The following is a 19,496-nucleotide window of genomic DNA, read 5'->3' on the forward strand; positions in this document are numbered from 1 at the left end:
TTGCACCGGCTATCTTTCCGGGCGAATCCAGGCAGGCCGATTAGTCATACTTGATCATGACTTCATTCCTGCGTAAGAACGGCAGTGTCCAGGGCGGGTTATAGCGGGCCAGTTCCGGTTGGCCGGTGGGCTCGAGTCCTTTCTCATCCATCCACTCGATCAGCTCAGCGGTTTTCCGTGCGATTTTGTCTTCCCCGGCCAACCCGGAAAAACGGATCACTGCATAATTGGTTTCGGGAATCTCGCGTAGCGTCACTGCCTGGTTGTTGGGGCGGGGCAGTGTTTCCATGGTGTACTGGCTGGGCATCACGAAAGAGACGCGCCACTGGCCGCCCGATTGTTCCATGCTGACCGGAGCGGTCATGCTGATCTTCTCCGATTCCGGCTCCATGCCCACCGGCGCGGTCATCGCTATTTTCTCGTTACCACCGGTACGGGCGGTGTTATTGCCGAAGATATAATCGGCCAGCAGCTTGAAGCCCCTACCTGATGCCTCATCCATCGAGCCGGTTACCTGCACTTCCGCAACAATCTTTGGCTGATAAGCGCGCAGCTCAAACGGCTTGGACTGCTCGATAACCGCATATTCCGGCTCCTCGATCGCCATGGCAATACCTGTACACAGTGATAGTAGTAATCCCAGTAAAACTCGCATAAACATTGTGCTCCATTTTCACCGGTGTTACGCAGAGTATAGGTAGCGGGGATCATTGTTCGATGCAGATTTTATGGCGTTGAACCACTGGTTCGCCATTCAAGGCGGGAGGGCGGATACAGGCCCGTCATGCGAACCCCGCCGTGAACCGGTAGCTTCAGTGAAAGCGTTGGTGGTTGAGCGTTCAGGGAAAAGGGCGCCGTTCTCTTTCGTCAGATCACCAGGTAAATGAGACGCTCAGGGCAAACGTCTTTGAGTCAAGGCCGGTCTCGCGCTGTGTGCGTGAGCCAAGGTATGAAGCTTTGAGCCCCAGTGTCGGGGTGAGTGGGTGAGCATAACTCAGCTTCCAGCCAATGTTCTCCTGCATGTCATCTTGAACAATGCCATTCACCCGGTTTTCACCACCATAGTCGTAGCCGAGGCTGATCGATGCCCATCGACCGGCAGAGAATGAGTAGACCAGGTGGGTGTGAAGGATGTAGAGCGGTTTTTGCTCAAGTGAGTTGAAGCGAATAAATTCATCATTCTTGCCGTGCAGCGCAATTTCACCAGTGAACTCGACGGACCACTGCCTTCTGGAATGTACGAGGCCCAGTTGAGGTCTCAACACAAACCGGTTCTGTCCCAGATTTAGCAGTCTGTCTTTCTGGTAGTGTCCGGTGGGAAGGCGAGCATTCAGTGCGACCCCGACAATGGTTTCACTGGTTGTGCTGGCGCGATACTCCCTGAATGCCTCTCCCCGCAATGGCGGTGCTCCATAGAGGTTCATAGCCATACGGACAAAGGTGTCCGAGGCTCCCTCCCGGGCTGTTGACGCCTCAATACCGTCCAGCCGGCCGGCCCACTTTGCACTCTGGTAACCCTGCAGCAGCTCAATTCGAGAGGACTTGTTCATCCACTCAAAAGTACGGACATATTGCACCGCCTGCGTGTCCAGATGCTGTTCAACATCCTCCAATAACAAGGTGGGGTTGAAATAGATATCTGCGTTGGTTTTCGCCAGTGCCAACGTAAGATAGTTTTCATCGATTGGCAGATGGCTCCACCGCCTGGGCTCAGGGTCCAGGGCATGGCAGGGCAGCGGTGCCAGCAAAGCGGTCAGCGCAACGACAAGAGGGAACAGCTTGCTCTGCGGAAGGGCTGTGTAGTCCTGATTGTTGGCGGATAGTCCTTGGATATTCATTTCAGCAGGCGCAGCCGCGGTGGATAGTTACAGGGTAGCTGCGGTGCTGGCTTTGTGGCTTTGCTGGGAGGCTTCCCAGAGTGCACATAAGCGGGGCCGTGAAGCGGCCCCGGGGCAACAAGGGGTAATTACTTCCGATAATCCAGCGGCGGCTCGCGATCGCCGAGCAGCGGGACGTATTTGAAATCGTCACCGCGCTTCCGCTCGAACTCCCGCTGGGCCTCTTCCACCAGAGCCGGATCCCGCAGTAGCTGGATACCTGCCAGGGTCAGGGTCTCGGCAGCCAACAGCATGCCCTTGTGGCCGATGCTGGTGCCGCCCGCAGCCACCGCCTGCCAGGTATGGGCGGAGGTGCCGGGCACCCAGGTGGCGGTACCGAAACCACCGGTAGCCACATTCCAGCTGACATCCCCCACGTCAGTGGAGCCGGACAGGGGCGCCTCGCTGGGATCGTATTCGACGATGGTTTGCTGGTCGCCGATCTCGTGACCCGGGCGGTTGGCGAGGCCATCAAGGCTCTTGGCGAATTCCAGCTCGTCGGGGGAATACTCGATACCGCCGAACTGGCGCATGCTGGCATCCAGCAGGCGGTTCAGGGTCTGGTTGGGCAGCAGGCTGTGATTGCCGTGAATCACCTCCCATTCCACGCTTGTGCCGGTGCCCTGTGCTGCAGCCATGGCGATCTGCTCCACGCGTTCCCATACCGGCTCAAGGTCTGCCGCTGTATTGTCCCGCACGTAGTAGAACACTTCGGCATCGGCGGGCACTACGTTGGGCGCACCGCCACCGTCAGTGATCACGTAATGGATGCGGGTGCTGTCCGGAACGTGCTCCCGCAGCATATTCACCATGAAGTTCATCGCCTCCACCCCGTCAAGCGCCGAACGGCCGCGCTCCGGTGCTGCGGCGGCATGGCTGGCCACGCCCTTGAAGCGGAACTTGGCCGAGCGGTTGGCCAGGGTGGACTGGGGCAGGGCCTCGTTGCGGTCGCTCGGGTGCCACTGCAGCACGGTGTCGGTACCTTCGAAAGCACCGGCGCGCACCATATAAACTTTGCCGGAGCCCCCTTCCTCTGCCGGCGTGCCGTACAGGCGGATCTCCCCGGGGGTGTCGGTTTCCTCGAGCCAGCGGCTGAGCATGATCGCCGCGGCGGTGGAGCCGGCCCCGAACAGGTGGTGGCCACAGGCATGACCCGCCGCCTGCCCCTCAATGGGGCTATGCTCGGGTACCGCGGCCTGGGAAACACCGGGCAGGGCATCCATCTCGGCCAACAGACCAATGACCGGACCACCGCGACCCTGCCGGTAGCTGGCAACAAAGGCGGTGGGGATATCGGCAATGCCGGTCTCAATCTCGAAGCCTGCCTCTGTCAGGTGGTCCTGAATCGCCGCACTGCTGCGGGTCTCCTGATAGCCCATCTCTGCCAGGTTCCAGAGATTGTCGGCCAAGCCGGTAGCCCGGGGTGTGATGCGCTCGGACTGGGTACTGACCCAGGCGGCGTCCCTGGCCAGGGAGGAGTTGTCGAGAGATGAGTCGTCGAGGGCCTGGGCCGAGTACATGGCACCAGCCAGCGCCATAATGGCCAGGGCGGCCAAACGGGGGACAGTGACGAGAGAGGCGCGAGGGCTTCGGATCATGGCGATTCCTGTTCTTATGTTATTTGTGGTCGGCGCACTTTGCTGACAAAGTAATCGTCTGCCCCATTGTGCCGAATGTTCAGCCCGGTTTCACGGCTGCAGCAAACTGACGGGACAGCCCGGTGAATGAGTGGCTGAACCGGGCAACGTGCCTCCACGTACCAGATGCAAGTAAATCTCTGCAGGGGGTCTCCAGCATGTGTGATGAACTGACCAGCAAGGAAGCAGAAGCGTATTTTCTCAAGCGGGGCCTGAGCCGTCGTGATTTCGGCCGGCTAGGCGTGGGTGCCGTACTGGCCAGCATGTTGCCGGTGACGGCCAATGCACTGGCTGTGAAGGAATCGAATGTCACTGTCCAGACGCCGGATGGTGAGGCCAATGCCTACTTCGTGCACCCCGGGAAAGGGCGACATCCCGCCGTCATCCTGTGGCCGGATATTTTCGGCCTGCGCCCCGCGTTCCGGCAGATGGGTAAGCGACTGGCGGAATCCGGTTACGCAGTGCTGGTGGTCAATCCCTACTACCGCACCATGAAAGGACAGCTGGTGCCGGATGATGCGCAGGTGATCGGCCCGGAATTACGCAAGGCCATCTGGCCCAAGGCCCGCGAGCAGGCCTCGACGCTGTCGCCGGAGACCGCCGTTACCGACGGACGCGCATTTATTCAATTCCTCGACCAGCAGCCCTCTGTGGATACCTCCAAGCCTGCCGGCACACTGGGCTATTGTATGACCGGCTCCTATGCATTCCGCCTGGCTGCGGATATGCCCGAGCGCATCGGCGCCGGGGCTTCTTTTCATGGGGGCCGGCTGGTGACCGATAAAGAAAACAGTCCGCACCGCCTGGTGCCGCAAATTCAGGCCGGCTTCCTGGTGGCGATTGCAGAGAACGATGACGAGCGTGACCCGGAAGCCAAAGTGGAGCTGCGTAAGGCATTTGATGAGGCAGGGGTGCCCGCCGAAATCGAAGTGTACAAGGGCACATTGCACGGCTGGTGCCCGCCGGATTCCATGGCCCACAATCCGAAGCAGGCGGAGCGGGCCTGGCGTGAGCTGTTGGTCCTGTTTGAGCGGAACCTCATCTGAGCCTTCCTGGCTGAGGACATTCCGGCGAGGGAAAATTACGCAGATCGACCCCGCTGTTTGTGGCCGGCCCCAGCAAGCGAGGGCCCGACTGATGCTATATCACATCTCTGATAGAGCGCGAGTGTTTCCATTCGGAGAGTAAAGGTAGTCGGCTTAACCGGGTAGCAGTGGGTATTTGAAACTTTCGAATCCATCTCCGGCGCTAACCGTCGTACCGTTAATACAGTTGGCCTCATCACTGGCCAGAAAGGCAATGACATCGGCGATCTCTTCCGGCTGGGTAAATTCGTTCCGCATCTGCTCGCGTTTGATATGGTCCCAGAGACCGATGTCTTTGTACTGGTGGAGCATCGGTGTATCCACTCGCCCGGGAGCTACCGCACATACTCGAATTTTCTGGGGGCCGTATTCCAGGGCGGCGCATTTGGTCATCATGTCTACGGCTGCTTTGCTGACGTTGTAAGTGAAGCTCAGCTCGGAAGCCATGGTGCCGTACACGGAAGAAGTGTTGATGATGACGCCGCCGCGCCCCTGTTTCTTCATGGCTTTGCCAGCGGCGAGAATGCCGTGATAGACGCCTTTCTGGTTGACGGCAGTGATGCCGTCAAAGTCCTTATCCGGATCGTGCTCAAGCAGTGGCTTGGGTGAGGCAATGCCGGCATTGTTGATGAGGATATCCACCTGCCCGAAATGGTCGACGGCCTTCTGGATCATGGCCTCCACCTGGTCGTATCTGGTTACGTCAGCGGCCACCGTAACGACCTCATCGCCGTAATCCTTTTGCAGTTTGTCGAGGGATTCCTGCGATAGGTCGACTGCGACGACGCGCGCTCCCTCGTTGACGAGCTTTCTGACGATGGAGAGCCCGATCCCTCCACAGACTCCGGTTGCTACGGCGACTTTTCCCTGTAAACGCATGACCTTGCCCCTTTGTTTATCTTGATATTGAGAGTAGATTCTCAACACAAAGGGTTGTGATTTTTGCTGCCAGTTACAGCTATTTCTGCTTGAGCCATGAATACCCCAAACAGCAGTAGGAGGCAGTCAATATACGCCCTGCGCTTTGCGGGGCTTCTCCCCAGGCAGAGCCCGCGTGCTATGCATCTTTCTGTTGGCGTGTGATTGCGTAGCTGGCAATAGCGCAGGCGGTGACCACATTCATTGACGCGTTGATCCCCCGCATCGGGATATGTACCACCTCATCGGCCATCTCCAGCAATTCAGTCGCCACGCCTTCCCGCTCTGAGCCGAGGATCAGGCAGGCCTTCTCGGAGGGGGAGATTTCCAACGCATCCAGCTCAATACTGTCGGTGCCGACTTCCAGGCATATGAGCCTGTAGCCCTGCTCACGTAACTCAGCGGCCATTGCTATCGGGCTCTCCCAATACGCGAACGGAACCGACTGCTCTGTAGAGCGCGAGAGCCTCTTGAGCTTGGGATTGGGCGGGGTGATGGAAGTGCCAGTCAGGTAAATCTTCTCGATCCCCAGCGCATCGGCAAGTCGGAAGAGTGCTCCCACGTTGGATGGGGTTCTGAAGTCCACTGCCAGATAGCACAAGGGAAAGATGTTCACTGTCGGGTAGTACTCTAAAGGCCTGACTTGAGCTATCAGGGTTCGCAAGCAGTCGGGATCGATTGCTTGAGGATTTCCAATTTAACCACAGAGTTTTCAGGGTGATAGGTACGACAGCGTCGTATTGTGTCTTTTAGCATAAGTCCATAGCCACTCATTGAGAGTTTTTGAGGGGGGTTATTCTTTTGCGCATCTTGTGCGTCAGGTTTATGAGATAGCCTTGGGACTTTAAAATTCATATATATCAATTAGATACATTTCTTTCTTGTCAAAAAATTTACCCCGATAACCGGTAGTTTTGGCACGAAAGGGTAAAACGCTCGTCTTTCTGTTTGTCTTCCTGATGCCGAAAAACGGTTTTTGACCTGATTGTGACCCATCTCGCTGCAGTTGATTGTCGTGGTGCAAATTTGTATAAATTTCCCGGCCTTACAAAATAAAAGATCTCAAACGCCCTTCCCGATAACGCCAAGCATGGATTTGCCTGATCCATATTGATTTGGGACTGACTGTAGCTAGAGCAGGGCATCAACCACTTCAGGGGATATCAATGACCAAGTTTAAGGGATGTTCCAGTCGGTCTATTCTCGCTATAGCTATTTGTAGCTGTCTCAGCCTCGGGGCAGCAGCCGTGTCTGCCGAAGAGGTGACAATTATCCAGCCCGGTGCACCAGGTGAACCCATACGGGAATTGACTGCTGAAGAAGCCATTCAAGTTGCCGTCACCAGCTACTCACCCGATGACGTGCGGTTTATGCAGGATATGATCCCCCATCATCACCAGGCGCTGCAGATGGCAGAGCTTGTCAGTGAGCGCACCAACACCCCGGAAATCGTCGACCTGGCCGGACGTATCAATGCGTCACAAAAGGATGAAATCCAGTTTATGCAGGACTGGTTGCGTGAGCGTGGCAAAAATGTGCCCAATCCCGAGCACCACCATCATATGCAGATGGACCATAAAATGGCCGGCATGGCCACGCCGGAACAGATGGAAGCGCTGGCAGAATCAGAATCTATTGCTTTCGATCGCCTCTTCCTGGAGCTGATGATTGCCCACCACGAGGGGGCGGTGACCATGGTGGAGGAACTGCAGGAGCAGCCGGGCTCGGCTTATGATCCAGTGCTGTTTGAGTTCATCTCGGATGTCACCAATGACCAGACGGCGGAAGTGGAGCGCATGGGCAAGCTTTTGGCCGGGCTTTCGGATGATCCCCGTGCGACGCTGGCCGCCGGCTACCACGACGCCGGTGCCGCGATCCTCAATCTCAATCACGAGGGGCTGCTGCCCAAACCGGCAGGCTTCTTCGATCCGGACAACATAGCTGGTCTGCCGCCGGAGATGCCGAGCGAGGATGAGAACGAGGGTGAGCAGAAGGTCGCCACAGGTCAAAGTGAGGATGAAGATCCCGAGAAGGAGTGGGAGCGCTCTCCGTTCATGGACTTTGCCAATACGGATATCGCCTTCTCTGGCGATGTAATGGTTGCAGGCAGCTACCACGGCTTCAATATCTATCGTTTGCAGGATAATGACTTACCGCAACAGCTGAGCTCGGTGGTGTGCCCCGGCGGGCAGGGGGATGTCTCCGTGGTCGGTGACCTGCTGATCATGTCCGTCGAGCAGACCCGCGCCCGTCTGGATTGCGGGTTGCAGGGTGTCAGCGAGGATGTCAGCCCGGAGCGCTTCCGCGGTCTGCGCATTTTCGATATCAGCGACTTGAAACGACCGATACAGGTAGGCGCCGTGCAGACCTGCCGCGGCTCGCACACCCATTCGGTGGTTTCCGGGCCGGATGAGGGCGGCAAGATTATTGTCTATAACTCCGGTACCGCGCCTATTCGGGATGCGGAGGAAATGCCGGCTTGTGTGGACGATACCCCGGGGGACAACCGCACTGCGCTGTTCCGCATCGACGTGATCGAAATCCCCGTGGCGGAGCCCTCCAAGGCGCGCATTGTGGATAGCCCCGCAGTGTTTGCCGATACAGAAAGTGGTGTGGTCGCTGGCCTCTGGCGTGGCGGGGACCACGGCGATGACACGCAGGAAACCAACCGCACCGATCACTGCCACGATATTACCGTGTACCCGGAGCGCAAAATTGCCGCTGGCGCCTGCTCGGGTAACGGTATCCTGTTCGATATCTCCGATCCCCTGAAACCGCAGCGTATCGATGCAGTGAAGGATGCCGGCTTTGCCTACTGGCATTCGGCCACCTTCAATAATGACGGTACCAAGGTGATCTTCACTGACGAGTGGGGCGGTGGTGGCCGCCCGCGCTGCCGTGCGCACGACCCGCTGGACTGGGGTGGCAATGCCATCTACGACATCGTGGACGGCAAGCTGGAATTCCGCAGTCACTACAAGCTGCCCGCGCCCCAGAGTGAACAGGAGAATTGTGTCGCCCACAACGGCTCGATTGTGCCGGTTCCGGGGCGGGATATATTCGTGCAGGCCTGGTACCAGGGCGGGCTATCGCTGATGGACTTTACCGATTCCGCCAACCCGGTGGAGATCGGTTACTTTGACCGCGGCCCGATCGATGAAGAGCACATGGTGCTGGGCGGCTACTGGTCGGTGTATTGGTACAACGGCAAGCTTTACGGCACGGAAATCGCCCGAGGTATTGATGTTTTTTCCCTGCAGCCGAGTCAGTACCTGACTGCCAACGAGGTGGGCGCAGCAGGGGTGGCCGATATGGGTGACCTGTTCAATCCGCAACAGCAATTCCCGGTGCGCTGGCCGGCAAAGCCGGTGGTGGCCAAAGCCTACCTGGACCAGCTGTCCCGCAGGGATGCCATCCCCGAGACGATGGCCGCGGAGTTGTACCAGGCACTGGAGAGTTCCGATTCACTGCTTGAGCAGCAGATTAAGGACAAGAAGGTTGCCGGTAAGCTGATCATGCTGGCTTCACTGGCCAGGCTGAGCAACGAAGATGAGCAGGTGGAAGAAAAGACCCGGGTGTTCACTGAGTCACTGAAGGAGATTGCCAGAGACCTGCGCTGAGCAGGTCCCTGTCGAGAGATAGGGCTGGAGAATGTGGCGTTAAAAGCGGGAGAGCTCTTCCCGCAGATCTTTTTCCAGCTCTCCCGCTTCCGTAATCCACACGCTCTTGTCGGCGCCCGGCAGGACGCCGACCTCAATGCCGTCCCGGTCCAGGCCGGCGAGCCACTTCTTCAGGAACTGGGGCAGGGCGATGCTCCTTGGGCTCAGGTCGGTGTCATCACTGGCATAAGCGGTGGCAAAGTCGGCACTGGGCCACACGGGCAAGTACTCGATGCCGCCGTGCTCGTCGGAGTGCAGCTTGAGGAAGTGCTCGTCGTTGTTGATCAGAATCCAGACCTCTCTCTCTTCCCCGACCATGTCCAGAAAGTAGTCGTAGCGGTCTTCACAGCTCAGGTCGAGGATGGCCTGCATATCGTCATTGTTCATCGTTGGGTTCAATCTTGTTGCTGAGTTGTTGCCGGGGCGTGGCGCCCGGTCCCGGGCGGAGGCCACATCATTGAAAGCGAGGCATTGCTGCGGGGCTATTTGCCCATGGAGGCGGAATGTGCATCCAGTGCCACCCTTCGGGCATGCCAGTATCTGTCCCTCCAATAGTAATCGGTCAGCCGCGAGATTGTTACGCCCTTGGACGTGGAGGCATGGAAAAACTTGCCGTCCTCGATGTAGATACCCACATGCCGGACCTTGCGGCCGGTCTTGAAGAACACCAGGTCGCCCGGGCGCAGGTCACTGCGCCGGATGGTTCTGCCCACCTGCACCTGGTATTGCGTAGAGCGGGGTATTTCGATGCCGAGACGGTCGCGAAAGGTGGCGTAAACCAGTCCGGAGCAGTCTATGCCGCCCTTGCTCAGGCCGCCCAACCGGTAGCGGGTGCCTTTCCATTCCCGATGCTGGGCGTAGAGTTCTTCTTTCACCGTCCGCGGGTCTGGCTTGATCTGGTTCTGGGCGCTGGGTGGGCGGGTTTCCTGCGGCGGCTGGCGGTACGGCGAAACGCTACAGCCGGTTGCCGTGGTAACTGCAAAAAAAGTCAGGATCAGCAGCAGTTTGTTATTCATACGATATTCCCTGGCAAGCACAAATTAGCCCTGTCCTGTGGGAGCTGGCACCTCCCAGGCTCCAGTCACCAATAAATAGCACCAGAGTACAACTTCGGCCTGAATGTTTACTGAACGGCGCCATTCAGGCGTATGGATCCCTTGCCTGTCAGTCTCGTCTTCACGGCTGCCTGATAAGATTTAGCCGCCGAAAATGACTGCATCCGGGATCTCATAGCGTTCTTCACCAACGTGGATCATATGCAGGTCCTTTTCCTTGCTGGCACGGAACTCGGGGTAGCCATCGGCCTGGCTGGTATCGGCACCGATGGCCTTACCCAAGCGGAAGAAGATGGCCCGGCTTGGGCCCGAGGGCTGCTGGATCACCACCGTGGCGTAGCCTCCGCCCGCGCGTGCGACGCCGAATTCACACTGGTTCATCGGTTGACCGGCAACCTCTGCACAGGGGATCTTGCCGCTGGCGTCGAATTCTCCTTGGCCTGCGCGCAGGGCCGAGTCATTCGGCCCTGTGGCGACTGAGCCATCCGGTGAGACGGCGGGTTTCAGGTGTTCTGCTGCGACAAAGCCCCGTGGGCCGCCCCCCAGCGGTTGCACATCACACCAGATGCGTTGTTCCTGCTGCCGGCACCCAAGGTTGTCGAGGATGGTGCCAGGGGCAAATGTGGTAGCGACCGGTGCTTCGGCTGACGGTTGTGCGCGAAGGTTGACCTCCCCTGACGCACTACTGACTTCCCAGTTACGGGCACCGCCTTCTTCCGGTGATCTTGGTATGTCGGTGCCGCTTTGCGCCAGTGCGCAGGGAGTGCACAGGCAGATGAGGACAAAACTCATGGTGATTCGCAAGGCCGGCATTTCTGCTCCCCGGAGGTATCAACAGGTGTTCCGCTCAGTGGCCTCCACATGCTGGCTGGCGTGTTCCTGCTCATCTGCCCGTTGCCAACATAGCCGCTGTAATAAATGTAGTGACTTTTCAGGGTGCCACAGAGTGAACCCCGGGTGGCGAAAACTAGTGCGTCGCTGCGGCGTGGATGCCATAGATACCGCCGCCTGCATGCTCGAACAGAAATATGTGGGGCGGGAAAAAAGTGAAGAGCGGGAAGGCCAGCAGGAAAAAAATGACCCCTGCGCGGCTGGATAGTTTCCAGAAACCTGCCGGGGAAGGGTGGAGCAGGAACCGATAGCTGACAAACTGGCCGGCGACGATTGCCGCCACAAATGTCAGGATATCCAGCGTCAAGTCGTTAGTGCCGAGGATGCTGGTATAGGTATAAAAGAGCAGGACGATAGCGGCCGGCATAATGCACAGGCCGAGGCATTTCGCCGTGACAAAATCACGGGTCTGTTTTGCCAGGTAGCGGTACTCCATAAGAGAAAATGCCAGTCCGGGCCAGAAAACCAGTTTGAGGTGTTCCCATACGCTCTCGTTGACGGGGACCAGCGCCGCCACTGCGCGAGAATTGCCACTCCACTCAAACGTAAAGTGCAACAGGCTGCCGGTGATGAGTATCCATACGGCGCCAAGGAGCTCCCAGGCCAGAATCAGTTGCTTGCGGCTTTTGGCAGGGCCCATGCTGGCCGAATGGGTCTGCTTCATATGCAGTCTCGCGCCGACCCGGCTCGCCATATTTGCTGGTTGCCGGGTTTCGGTTGAGAACCCCTGCTTCCGCGAGTCAGCGCCCCGCGCGCCCGGGTCCGGCGAAGAACCAGACAATCAGGCCGATCACTGGTAGCAACAGCACGACCAGAACCCAGATAAGTTTCTTGAGCCCGGAAGCCGAACTTTGCAGGATTTTGATGATGGCGTAGATATCCGCAATCAATATCAGTATGCCGAGGATGCCTTCCATGATTAGGTCGCTCTCCAAAAGGTGGGATGTGGTGTGTGCGCAAGTATAGATGTAGGTGACTGGTCTCAAGATCCGTGTGGCAGGAGGATGATGTGCATGGCGACAAAACGGAGTGGATTACAACCAGCCACACTGACATGCCAGGCATCACCCTACGGAACTGCGCGGGTAATGCTGGCAAGCAGTGCTGCAGAGCGCACCTAGGCGCACATCAAATTATGCCCTCGCGGCTTCCAGCTTCGCCGGGGAATACTTTTTGTAACAGTAGGCAATGCATATCCAGGCGAACAATATGGGATAAACAACCGTCTGTTCCAGCGTCAGGCCAATATTGATGCCCAGTCTGATTACAGCCATTGCTGTGAACGTGAATGCCAGGATCATGCGGATCATATGTCGACGAATCCAGTAGGATCTTTCGCGATACCGGTTTTTCAACAGGGCGAGATCCTGATACAGGATAAACCCAAAAGTAGATGCCAGCAGTATGGGACCTACGGTCGGTGCTTCCTCGATCGCCAGGAAGCGGATAAATTGCATTGCGGTAAATACGAACAGTAGCAGGGGGATAAGAGTCAGCAACTTATCCCAGAGGGCGGCCATCTTCTTATCATGATTGATCGAGTTGATAGCGCTGGGAATCAGGTAGAGCACAGCGACGGTCATCACCACCGCAAGTGGTAGAAAATCATTTGTCATGAAAACGACGGTTGATATTGCCACCAGAATCATTAGATAGGAAAAAACTTTTCCCGCCTTGATATGAAGGTCTGTTCCTTTCTTGGTTGCCAGTGCAGCAATACCAGCCGCGAATGCAATGGTGCCAAATATTACATGGATAAAATAACTGAACGGGTCAAATGGATCCCAGATCATTTCCTCCCCTCCTAATTTTTGTTTGAGCAATCTAAATTAGCGATTGGTAGGCTGGTATTCAATCAGGCTGACGCCTTAAATGGGGGATAAGAGTCAAGTTATTTATAACTGGTTTCAGTTTGGCGCTAATTCCAACCCGGTATTGATACGAACTTTTTGTTGTCTCCAGAAAAGACCGAGAGCGATAGAACAATGAGTGTGAGCAATAAGCTGATATGGATGGCGGTGAGCGTTGGGAGCCCACTCTGCAGATTGTCCAATGTCTCGATGATGGCTATCGCCATTGCCAAACCTGTGGATTCGAGCCAAGAGCCGCCGCTTATTGCAAGCGGTGGCTTTTGGGACTGCGGATGAGGAAGTGGGATCTGCGAAGTTAGCTGGAGAAGACAACACTCTGCCTGAACTCGTCACGCCCCACCCGAGTCTTATTGGCAGGTACGTCGGTGTCTTCGTAGCCGAAGGAGATACCCAGCAGGATATTGATATCGTCACCAATCTCGAAAGTCTCGCGCACCAGATCCGGGTAGTAACGCAGGGCACCCTGCGCACAGCTGGCGACCCCATGTGCTGTCATGGCTAGTATCAGGTTCTGCACGTACATACCCACGTCCAGCGCCACCGACGCCCCAAAGCGCTTATCCATACCGATAAAACAGACATGGGGCGCATCGAACAGCTCGAAGTTGCGTAGCGACGCACGCATGCGTCCCTCTTTATCATCCCGCGCAATGCCCATGTTGCTGTAGAGCTCTACGGCGCACTCCACCTGGCGCCGGCGGTAGTCGCCATCGAACTTGCCGGGATACTCGTAATCCGCGTTAAATGGCACGCCGCTGACAACCTTTTCCACCAGTTGCTCGCGGAGATGGTTCTTGAGTGCACCTGAGGCGATCCATACCTTCCATGGTTGGATATTGCAGTTGGAGGGGGCGTGCTGGGCCAAGCTGAAAACGCTTTCCAAAACCGCCTGCGGGACCGGCTGATCCAGAAAACCACGCACTGAGCGACGTTCTTTGATTGCCGTTTCCAGGCTCATCGAGCTTGCCGAGGCCGTCATAGCCGGACTGGATTTGTCGATTACAGCATCCATGGTGTCACCTCTTGTTATCTTTGCTGAGAGAGCAGGGCTACGTTGGTGGCGGCTGTGTCAGAGCATGCAAGAACACAGCGCCCGTCCAAATGTTTCATACGTTGAGCAACAGGTGCTCCCGTTCCCACGGCGAGATTTCCCGGTGGAACTGGCGCAGCTCTTCCTTTTTGACTTCTGCGTACAACTGACAGAAGTCGCCGCCAAGTACCTGGTGAACTGCCTCCGCCCCTTCGAAGATACGCAAGGCCTCGTCGAAGGTGGTGGGGATATAGGACTGGGCCTGCTGCTCGTCATCCAGCTCACCCTCTGCCGGCGCCCCCGGTTCAATTTTGTTGACCATTCCCAGGTAGCCGCAGGCCAGGCTCGCGGCAATCGACAGGTAGGGGTTGGTGTCCACACCAATCACACGGTTCTCCAGACGACGATCCTGGGCACCGGAGTGGGGCACCCGCAATCCGGTGGCGCGGTTGTCGTAGCCCCAGGCAGTGTTGGTGGGCGCGCTGGAGTTGGCCTCTGACTCGAAGCGGCGGTAAGAATTGACGTTGGGTGCAATCAACGGCATCACCTCGATCAGATGTCTTTGTGTTCCGCCGATATAGTGGCGGAAAAGGTCGGTCGCGTTGCCCTTGTCATCAGAAAAGATATTGTTGCCGCTGGCGATATCCACCACGCTCTGGTGCACATGCATGGCACTGCCGGGCTGGTCACGCATGGGTTTGGCCATAAAGGTGGCGAACATGCCATTGTTCAGTGCCGCCTCTTTGATAATGCGCTTGAAGTAGAAAACCTGGTCCGCCAGTAACAGCGGGTCGCCATGGGTGAGGTTAAATTCCACCTGGCCCGCACCATCTTCCTGAATCACCGAGTCGATATGCAGGCCGGCGGCCTCGGCATAATCATAAATAGCGTCGATCACCGGGCCGTATTCATCCACGGCGGTCATCGAGTAGGACTGCAGCGCTGTACCAGAGCGCCCGCTGCGACCCACCGGCGGCTGGATCGGCTCATTGGGATCGATGTTCGGCCGGGTCAGGTAAAACTCCAGCTCTGGTGCCACCACCGGTTTCCAGCCATGTTGTTCATATAGTCCGATCACATGCTTGAGGATATTCCTCGGTGCACAGAAAATCGGCTTGCCATCGAAACCTTGCAGGTCGTGAATGATCTGCAGCGTCGGTTGCTTGGCCCAGGGAACAGCCATAGCCGTGGACATATCCGGCACCAGCACCATATCGCTCTCCGCCCACTGGTTGGCGATATCCATTTCCACATCCTGACCGGTGATGGTCTGGTAAAAAATAGAAATCGGCAGGAAGATCGGCTTGTCCGGCGAGAAGTTTTTCAGGGGCATCGCCTTGCCGCGGGACATGCCATTCAGGTCGGGGATAATGCACTCCACCTCATCCAGTCTGCGCCCATTGCGGTAGGCCTGGAAGGCGGGGGGTAAATCGTCCAGCCAGGAACGACTAGTAGGCTGACTCATGATGACTCCGGTAAAAAATGGCTGATGGCCACAGTGGCGTGCAAAGCACTGTTCGGTGAGAGCAGCTTACCGGGTATTGGCACCTGCGCCCATGACAATGTCTCCCTTTCCCCAATTCTGGTCAGAGGTGCCTGGCAGCAGCACCCAACACTTCCGCTTCGAAGCGCTTGCGAAGGGTGTCTTCGTTGAGCGTCTCGTGCCAGAGGGCAGTCTTGTGCCCATTGTCGTAGGCGATTTCGCCGATTCTGCCGGGGTTGTATGTCAATACGCTGGAGGTGGAGTAATTGGCGATCTCGTCGGTATAGGCCTCTTCCGGTGAGATGATCGACCAACCCTTTGCCCGCAGTGTATCGGCGAGATCGCCGACAAACAGGGCTGTGATGTCCATTTCATGCATCAGCAGTACATGTTTGGGCGAGCGGCCGAGGTGGGTAATGGACAGTTGATCGTAATATTCGATGCCGGCAATCATCACATCGAGGTAGAAGTGTCGCAGCTTGGCCAGGTCCACCTCTATCCCCCTGGCTACAGCCTCCTGAAACAGTGCTTCGATATACCAGTCGTAGTTATTCAGCGTGATGTAGGCGTTCAAGTAGCCCTGCTCATCCAGGTAGTGGCGCATACCGTCGCGCTTGGCAGGAGTGTTCCCCTCCCGCAGATAGGGAAAGCGGAACCATTTTTTGAAAGTGGGGAAGATTCCCAGGGCTTGATCAGCCGCGTGTACATCATCGATATAGGCCTGTAACGCTTCCCCGTTAAAGTTCGGATGGGTATGGCTGTGGTTGGCGATAATATGGCCGGCATCGCCGTAGGCCTTCAGCCGTTGCAGCCTCTCGCCCTCCAGTTGGCTGGTGTTGGCGAAGAAGGCCACTTTACCCACCTGGTGGTCCTCCAGTTCCTGCAGCAGCTTTTGTGCCCGCGTGGGCCCGTCGTAAAAACCCGAGGCTTTTCTCGGCGCATCGTCGAAAGTGAAAGCCACCTCCCTGGCGTGACTCAGGGTACTGGCAACCACGAGCAGGGCGGTCAGTAGATGTCGCATGGCGCGGGGTCCGTTTCATTGAATTTCGGGAACGATCCGCTAACTTAACATTGCGCGCTTAACTACACATCGCAATCGGCCAGTCATCCCTATGGAACAGATCCTCTCGAACCCGATGGCCCTGCTGGTGATAGTGGGCATCGTCTCGATTGCGTGCCAGTACCTGGCGTATATGCTCAAATTACCAGCGATCCTGCCCCTGCTGCTGGCCGGCCTTGTGCTGGGGCCGATCACTGGCGTGCTCGATCCGGATGCCCTGTTCGGCGATTTACTTTTTCCCCTCGTTTCGCTGGCGGTCGCGATTATCCTCTTCGAGGGGGCCCTGACTCTCAAGTTCTCCGACCTCGCCGGGCACGGCACCATGGTGCGCAACCTGTGCACGCTGGGTGCACTGGTGACCTGGTTGATCGCCACGCCCGCTGCCTACTATTTCCTCGGTATGCCCCTGCAGCTGGCCGCGCTCTTTGGTGCCATCGTCACGGTTACCGGGCCGACGGTCATCGTGCCCATGCTGCGCACAGTGCGCCCCAATGCCCGTATCTCCAACATCCTGCGCTGGGAGGGCATTGTGATCGACCCCATCGGCGCACTGCTGGCGGTACTGGTGTACGAGTACGTAGTTGCCGCACAGGGTGCCTTCGAGCACACATTGCTGATTTTCCTGAAGGTGGTGGCGATCGGATTCGGGCTTGGCTCGCTGGTGGGGTATGGCCTTGGCGCGCTGCTCAGGAAGAACTGGATTCCGCACTACCTGCGCAATACCGCCGTACTCACCCTGATGCTCGGTGCCTACGCCGCTTCGGATCTGATGAGCCATGAATCCGGCCTGCTGACGGTGACGGTGATGGGGATCTGGATGGCCAACATGAAGGGCCTGGATGTCGATGACATTCTCGAATTCAAGGAAACCCTCAGTGTGCTGCTGATCTCCGCGCTGTTCATCCTGCTGGCGGCGCGGGTGGAGCTGTTCACGCTGACTCAGTTGGGCTGGGGTGCGCTGCTGGTGCTGGCGGCGATCATGTTTGTCGCCCGACCGCTTTCTGTGTTCCTGTCCTCACCCGGATCGGGATTGAGCTGGCGCGAGCTGGCCATGTTGAGCTGGATCGCGCCACGGGGCATCGTGGCCGCTGCGGTTTCGGCGCTGTTTGCCCTGAAGCTGGATACGTTCGGACTGCCAAAATCTGAACTGCTGGTGCCGATGGTGTTCCTGGTGATCATCGCAACCGTCGTCCTGCAGAGCCTGACCTCCAAGCCCATTGCCAAGCTGCTGGGGGTCCGCGCACGCTACCCCAACGGTTACCTGATCTTTGGTGGCAGCAAGTTTGCGCGCATGCTGGGCAAAGACCTGCTGGACAAGGACGTTCCCGTCATCATTGCCGATACCAACTGGGACGCCATCCGCGAGGCCCGTATGGAAGGTATCCCCACCTATTACGGTAATCCGATTTCTGAACACGCCAGCCTGACCCTGGACCTTTCCACTGTGGGCAAGGTGCTGGTGCTGTCCCCCTATAAGCAGCTCAATCCTCTGGTGACCTATCACTTTGAACATGTACTGGGCCAGGGCACGGTACTCGGCCTGAGCCACGGCACACAGGAGGGGCGGGCCAGCCACCAGGTTTCGGAGGAGTATGCAAAAAAGCTGGAGTTGTTCTCAGAGAACGCCACTTACAGCCGCCTGGCCAGTCTGGTCGGCAGGGGCGCAACCATTCGCACCACGCGCCTGACGGAAACTTTTACCCTCGACGACTACCGGGAAACTTACGGTAATCGCGCCACACGACTCTATGTCATAGACCCGCAGGGCAGGGTGCATATCAATACGGTTTCCCATGAATATGCCCTCAAGGAAGACTGGCAGGTTGTCAGCCTGATTGCGCCGGAGCAAATCGCAGAAAAGCCTGCAGAGGGCACATCTCTGCCGGATGGCGATATGTCGATGGGTTAGAGTGTCGATGGGTTAGAGTGTCGATGGGTGAGGGCATCGATGGGTTAGGGAAATACTAATTCCATTTCCCCAATGCATCGGCACTCTTTGGAAGTATTTTCAGGGTCTCGGCGCCCGTGAATGGACACTCAGCAGCACCACCGTGCACAGTATCAGCAGGATGCCCACGACCTGTGTGGTCGCCAGGCTCTCACCTAAAACCACCACACCGAACAGCGCCGCGGTGACCGGTTCGATCATCGCCACAATCGAGGCCACTGTGGGCGTAACCTGTTTTATGCCGATCACATAAAGCGCAAACGACAGCCCCGCACCCAGCACACCCAGCAAAATTAACAACGGCCACTCTGATGCGCCCGGCATGGCAATCGCCGGATCTGTGCCAGCAATCCGGGGTAGGAGGGTGAGGGGCACCACAGCGAAGGCAATGGAGAGAACAGCCTGCGGGCTGCCGTGGGGCGCTGCATACTTGAAGCCGAAAAGAAATACCGCATAGCAGAGCCCCGCTAGCAACCCGGTGGTCAAACCCAGCAGGGTGATGCCATCGGGGCGGGTGTGGTAAACCTGTGTCAGCAGCAGAATGCCGAGCATCACCAGGGCGATGGCGATCAGCTTACCCCGAGTGGGGCTTTCGAGCCCGCAGACAAATGATACGAGATACACAATAACCGGGGCGCTATACATCAATGTCACCGCAACGGCGACGCTGCCCTCGGCGATGCTGATGAAATAGAATGCAAAGTTACCGGCGACACCGAGGCCGGCCAGCAGGGACCAGCACCACAGCCGGGCATTGCGCAGCCCACTGTCGCGTGAACGCAGGCACAGCCAGGCAAGTACGAGTAGGAATCCGACTGCCCCCCGATAGAAGGCAATAACAAACGGGTCCCTGCCGCCGTCTATCAGCACGGCAGCGATACCGCCGGACAGGCCCCAGCACAGTGCTGCCAGGGCCACGAGTGCTGGACTGGCGCCAGCCATCTGGGTTCCCCTCGAAGACACCGTCGGTCAACAGGGTTTG

The 19,496-nt window shown here is 57.5% G+C and carries 18 protein-coding genes; 3 read left to right on the plus strand and 15 right to left on the minus strand.

Features of this window, described 5'->3' with window-relative positions:
- Positions 1-40: 40 nt before the first annotated feature.
- The 3 genes from AWR36_RS00280 to AWR36_RS00290 form a co-directional block, all read right to left on the minus strand.
- On the minus strand, positions 41-655 hold the full coding sequence (locus AWR36_RS00280; protein WP_067104472.1) for an SOUL family heme-binding protein: 615 nt from the start codon (positions 653-655) through the stop codon (positions 41-43).
- A 217-nt stretch (positions 656-872) separates the two neighbouring features.
- Positions 873-1,838, minus strand: coding sequence for a transporter (locus AWR36_RS00285; RefSeq protein WP_067079599.1), 966 nt, complete (start codon positions 1,836-1,838; stop codon positions 873-875).
- A gap of 128 nt (positions 1,839-1,966) precedes the next feature.
- The gene (locus tag AWR36_RS00290; RefSeq protein WP_231745196.1) at positions 1,967-3,475 is read right to left on the minus strand and encodes an amidohydrolase; all 1,509 of its coding nucleotides are present in this window, start codon (positions 3,473-3,475) and stop codon (positions 1,967-1,969) included.
- 197 nt (positions 3,476-3,672) lie between these two features.
- Here AWR36_RS00290 and AWR36_RS00295 point away from each other — a divergent pair, with 197 nt between their 5' ends.
- Positions 3,673-4,560, plus strand: coding sequence for a dienelactone hydrolase family protein (locus tag AWR36_RS00295; protein ID WP_067079602.1), 888 nt, complete (start codon positions 3,673-3,675; stop codon positions 4,558-4,560).
- A gap of 153 nt (positions 4,561-4,713) precedes the next feature.
- Here AWR36_RS00295 and AWR36_RS00300 read toward each other — a convergent pair whose 3' ends face one another.
- Both AWR36_RS00300 and AWR36_RS00305 read right to left on the minus strand, forming a co-directional pair.
- Positions 4,714-5,478, minus strand: a complete 765-nt coding sequence (locus tag AWR36_RS00300; RefSeq protein WP_067079604.1) for an SDR family NAD(P)-dependent oxidoreductase — start codon at positions 5,476-5,478, stop codon at positions 4,714-4,716.
- Positions 5,479-5,656: 178 nt separating this feature from the next.
- Complete coding sequence (locus AWR36_RS00305; RefSeq protein WP_231745197.1) at positions 5,657-6,133, minus strand: TrmH family RNA methyltransferase; 477 nt, start codon at positions 6,131-6,133, stop codon at positions 5,657-5,659.
- 691 nt (positions 6,134-6,824) lie between these two features.
- Here AWR36_RS00305 and AWR36_RS00310 point away from each other — a divergent pair.
- A complete protein-coding gene (locus AWR36_RS00310; RefSeq protein WP_231745198.1) occupies positions 6,825-9,137 on the plus strand; it encodes a DUF305 domain-containing protein in 2,313 nt (770 codons plus the stop codon).
- Positions 9,138-9,176: 39 nt separating this feature from the next.
- Here the strand turns inward: AWR36_RS00310 and AWR36_RS00315 are convergent, their stop codons facing one another.
- The 9 genes from AWR36_RS00315 to AWR36_RS00355 form a co-directional block, all read right to left on the minus strand.
- Positions 9,177-9,563, minus strand: coding sequence for a DUF2750 domain-containing protein (locus AWR36_RS00315; RefSeq protein WP_067079609.1), 387 nt, complete (start codon positions 9,561-9,563; stop codon positions 9,177-9,179).
- A 95-nt stretch (positions 9,564-9,658) separates the two neighbouring features.
- Positions 9,659-10,192 carry an NlpC/P60 family protein gene (locus AWR36_RS00320; RefSeq protein ID WP_067079610.1) on the minus strand — a complete coding sequence of 178 codons (534 nt, stop codon included), beginning with the start codon at positions 10,190-10,192 and terminating at the stop codon, positions 9,659-9,661.
- A gap of 180 nt (positions 10,193-10,372) precedes the next feature.
- On the minus strand, positions 10,373-11,044 hold the full coding sequence (locus tag AWR36_RS00325; protein ID WP_067079612.1) for an SH3 domain-containing protein: 672 nt from the start codon (positions 11,042-11,044) through the stop codon (positions 10,373-10,375).
- A gap of 154 nt (positions 11,045-11,198) precedes the next feature.
- Complete coding sequence (locus tag AWR36_RS00330; protein WP_067079613.1) at positions 11,199-11,786, minus strand: DUF6512 family protein; 588 nt, start codon at positions 11,784-11,786, stop codon at positions 11,199-11,201.
- Between the two features lie 76 nt (positions 11,787-11,862).
- Positions 11,863-12,039 (minus strand): PLDc N-terminal domain-containing protein, encoded by a 177-nt coding sequence (locus tag AWR36_RS00335; RefSeq protein ID WP_082679306.1) that lies wholly within the window; start codon positions 12,037-12,039, stop codon positions 11,863-11,865.
- 216 nt (positions 12,040-12,255) lie between these two features.
- A complete protein-coding gene (locus AWR36_RS00340) occupies positions 12,256-12,915 on the minus strand; it encodes a hypothetical protein (RefSeq protein ID WP_067079615.1) in 660 nt (219 codons plus the stop codon).
- 373 nt (positions 12,916-13,288) lie between these two features.
- Positions 13,289-14,005, minus strand: coding sequence for a nitroreductase (locus tag AWR36_RS00345; RefSeq protein ID WP_231745199.1), 717 nt, complete (start codon positions 14,003-14,005; stop codon positions 13,289-13,291).
- 94 nt (positions 14,006-14,099) lie between these two features.
- Positions 14,100-15,488, minus strand: coding sequence for a glutamine synthetase family protein (locus tag AWR36_RS00350; RefSeq protein WP_067079617.1), 1,389 nt, complete (start codon positions 15,486-15,488; stop codon positions 14,100-14,102).
- A gap of 121 nt (positions 15,489-15,609) precedes the next feature.
- Positions 15,610-16,527 (minus strand): polysaccharide deacetylase family protein, encoded by a 918-nt coding sequence (locus AWR36_RS00355; protein WP_067079618.1) that lies wholly within the window; start codon positions 16,525-16,527, stop codon positions 15,610-15,612.
- 91 nt (positions 16,528-16,618) lie between these two features.
- Here AWR36_RS00355 and AWR36_RS00360 point away from each other — a divergent pair, with 91 nt between their 5' ends.
- Positions 16,619-18,475 (plus strand): cation:proton antiporter, encoded by a 1,857-nt coding sequence (locus AWR36_RS00360; protein ID WP_067079620.1) that lies wholly within the window; start codon positions 16,619-16,621, stop codon positions 18,473-18,475.
- 99 nt (positions 18,476-18,574) lie between these two features.
- Here AWR36_RS00360 and AWR36_RS00365 read toward each other — a convergent pair whose 3' ends face one another.
- The gene (locus AWR36_RS00365) at positions 18,575-19,456 is read right to left on the minus strand and encodes a DMT family transporter (protein WP_067079622.1); all 882 of its coding nucleotides are present in this window, start codon (positions 19,454-19,456) and stop codon (positions 18,575-18,577) included.
- Positions 19,457-19,496 lie beyond the last annotated feature (40 nt).

It is taken from the genome of Microbulbifer flavimaris, assembly GCF_001641755.2.
Classification (GTDB): Bacteria; Pseudomonadota; Gammaproteobacteria; order Pseudomonadales; family Cellvibrionaceae; genus Microbulbifer; species Microbulbifer flavimaris.

Coding starts and splice junctions, on each gene's coding strand:
- AWR36_RS00325 (WP_067079612.1), bottom strand. CDS start 11,044: ATGCCGGCCTTGCGAATCACCATGAGTTTTGTCCTCATCTGCCTGTGC.
- AWR36_RS00295 (WP_067079602.1), top strand. CDS start 3,673: ATGTGTGATGAACTGACCAGCAAGGAAGCAGAAGCGTATTTTCTCAAG.
- AWR36_RS00360 (WP_067079620.1), top strand. CDS start 16,619: ATGGAACAGATCCTCTCGAACCCGATGGCCCTGCTGGTGATAGTGGGC.
- AWR36_RS00335 (WP_082679306.1), bottom strand. CDS start 12,039: ATGGAAGGCATCCTCGGCATACTGATATTGATTGCGGATATCTACGCC.
- AWR36_RS00330 (WP_067079613.1), bottom strand. CDS start 11,786: ATGAAGCAGACCCATTCGGCCAGCATGGGCCCTGCCAAAAGCCGCAAG.
- AWR36_RS00345 (WP_231745199.1), bottom strand. CDS start 14,005: ATGGATGCTGTAATCGACAAATCCAGTCCGGCTATGACGGCCTCGGCA.
- AWR36_RS00315 (WP_067079609.1), bottom strand. CDS start 9,563: ATGAACAATGACGATATGCAGGCCATCCTCGACCTGAGCTGTGAAGAC.
- AWR36_RS00350 (WP_067079617.1), bottom strand. CDS start 15,488: ATGAGTCAGCCTACTAGTCGTTCCTGGCTGGACGATTTACCCCCCGCC.
- AWR36_RS00320 (WP_067079610.1), bottom strand. CDS start 10,192: ATGAATAACAAACTGCTGCTGATCCTGACTTTTTTTGCAGTTACCACG.
- AWR36_RS00340 (WP_067079615.1), bottom strand. CDS start 12,915: ATGATCTGGGATCCATTTGACCCGTTCAGTTATTTTATCCATGTAATA.
- AWR36_RS00355 (WP_067079618.1), bottom strand. CDS start 16,527: ATGCGACATCTACTGACCGCCCTGCTCGTGGTTGCCAGTACCCTGAGT.
- AWR36_RS00285 (WP_067079599.1), bottom strand. CDS start 1,838: ATGAATATCCAAGGACTATCCGCCAACAATCAGGACTACACAGCCCTT.
- AWR36_RS00280 (WP_067104472.1), bottom strand. CDS start 655: ATGCGAGTTTTACTGGGATTACTACTATCACTGTGTACAGGTATTGCC.
- AWR36_RS00365 (WP_067079622.1), bottom strand. CDS start 19,456: ATGGCTGGCGCCAGTCCAGCACTCGTGGCCCTGGCAGCACTGTGCTGG.
- AWR36_RS00290 (WP_231745196.1), bottom strand. CDS start 3,475: ATGATCCGAAGCCCTCGCGCCTCTCTCGTCACTGTCCCCCGTTTGGCC.
- AWR36_RS00300 (WP_067079604.1), bottom strand. CDS start 5,478: ATGCGTTTACAGGGAAAAGTCGCCGTAGCAACCGGAGTCTGTGGAGGG.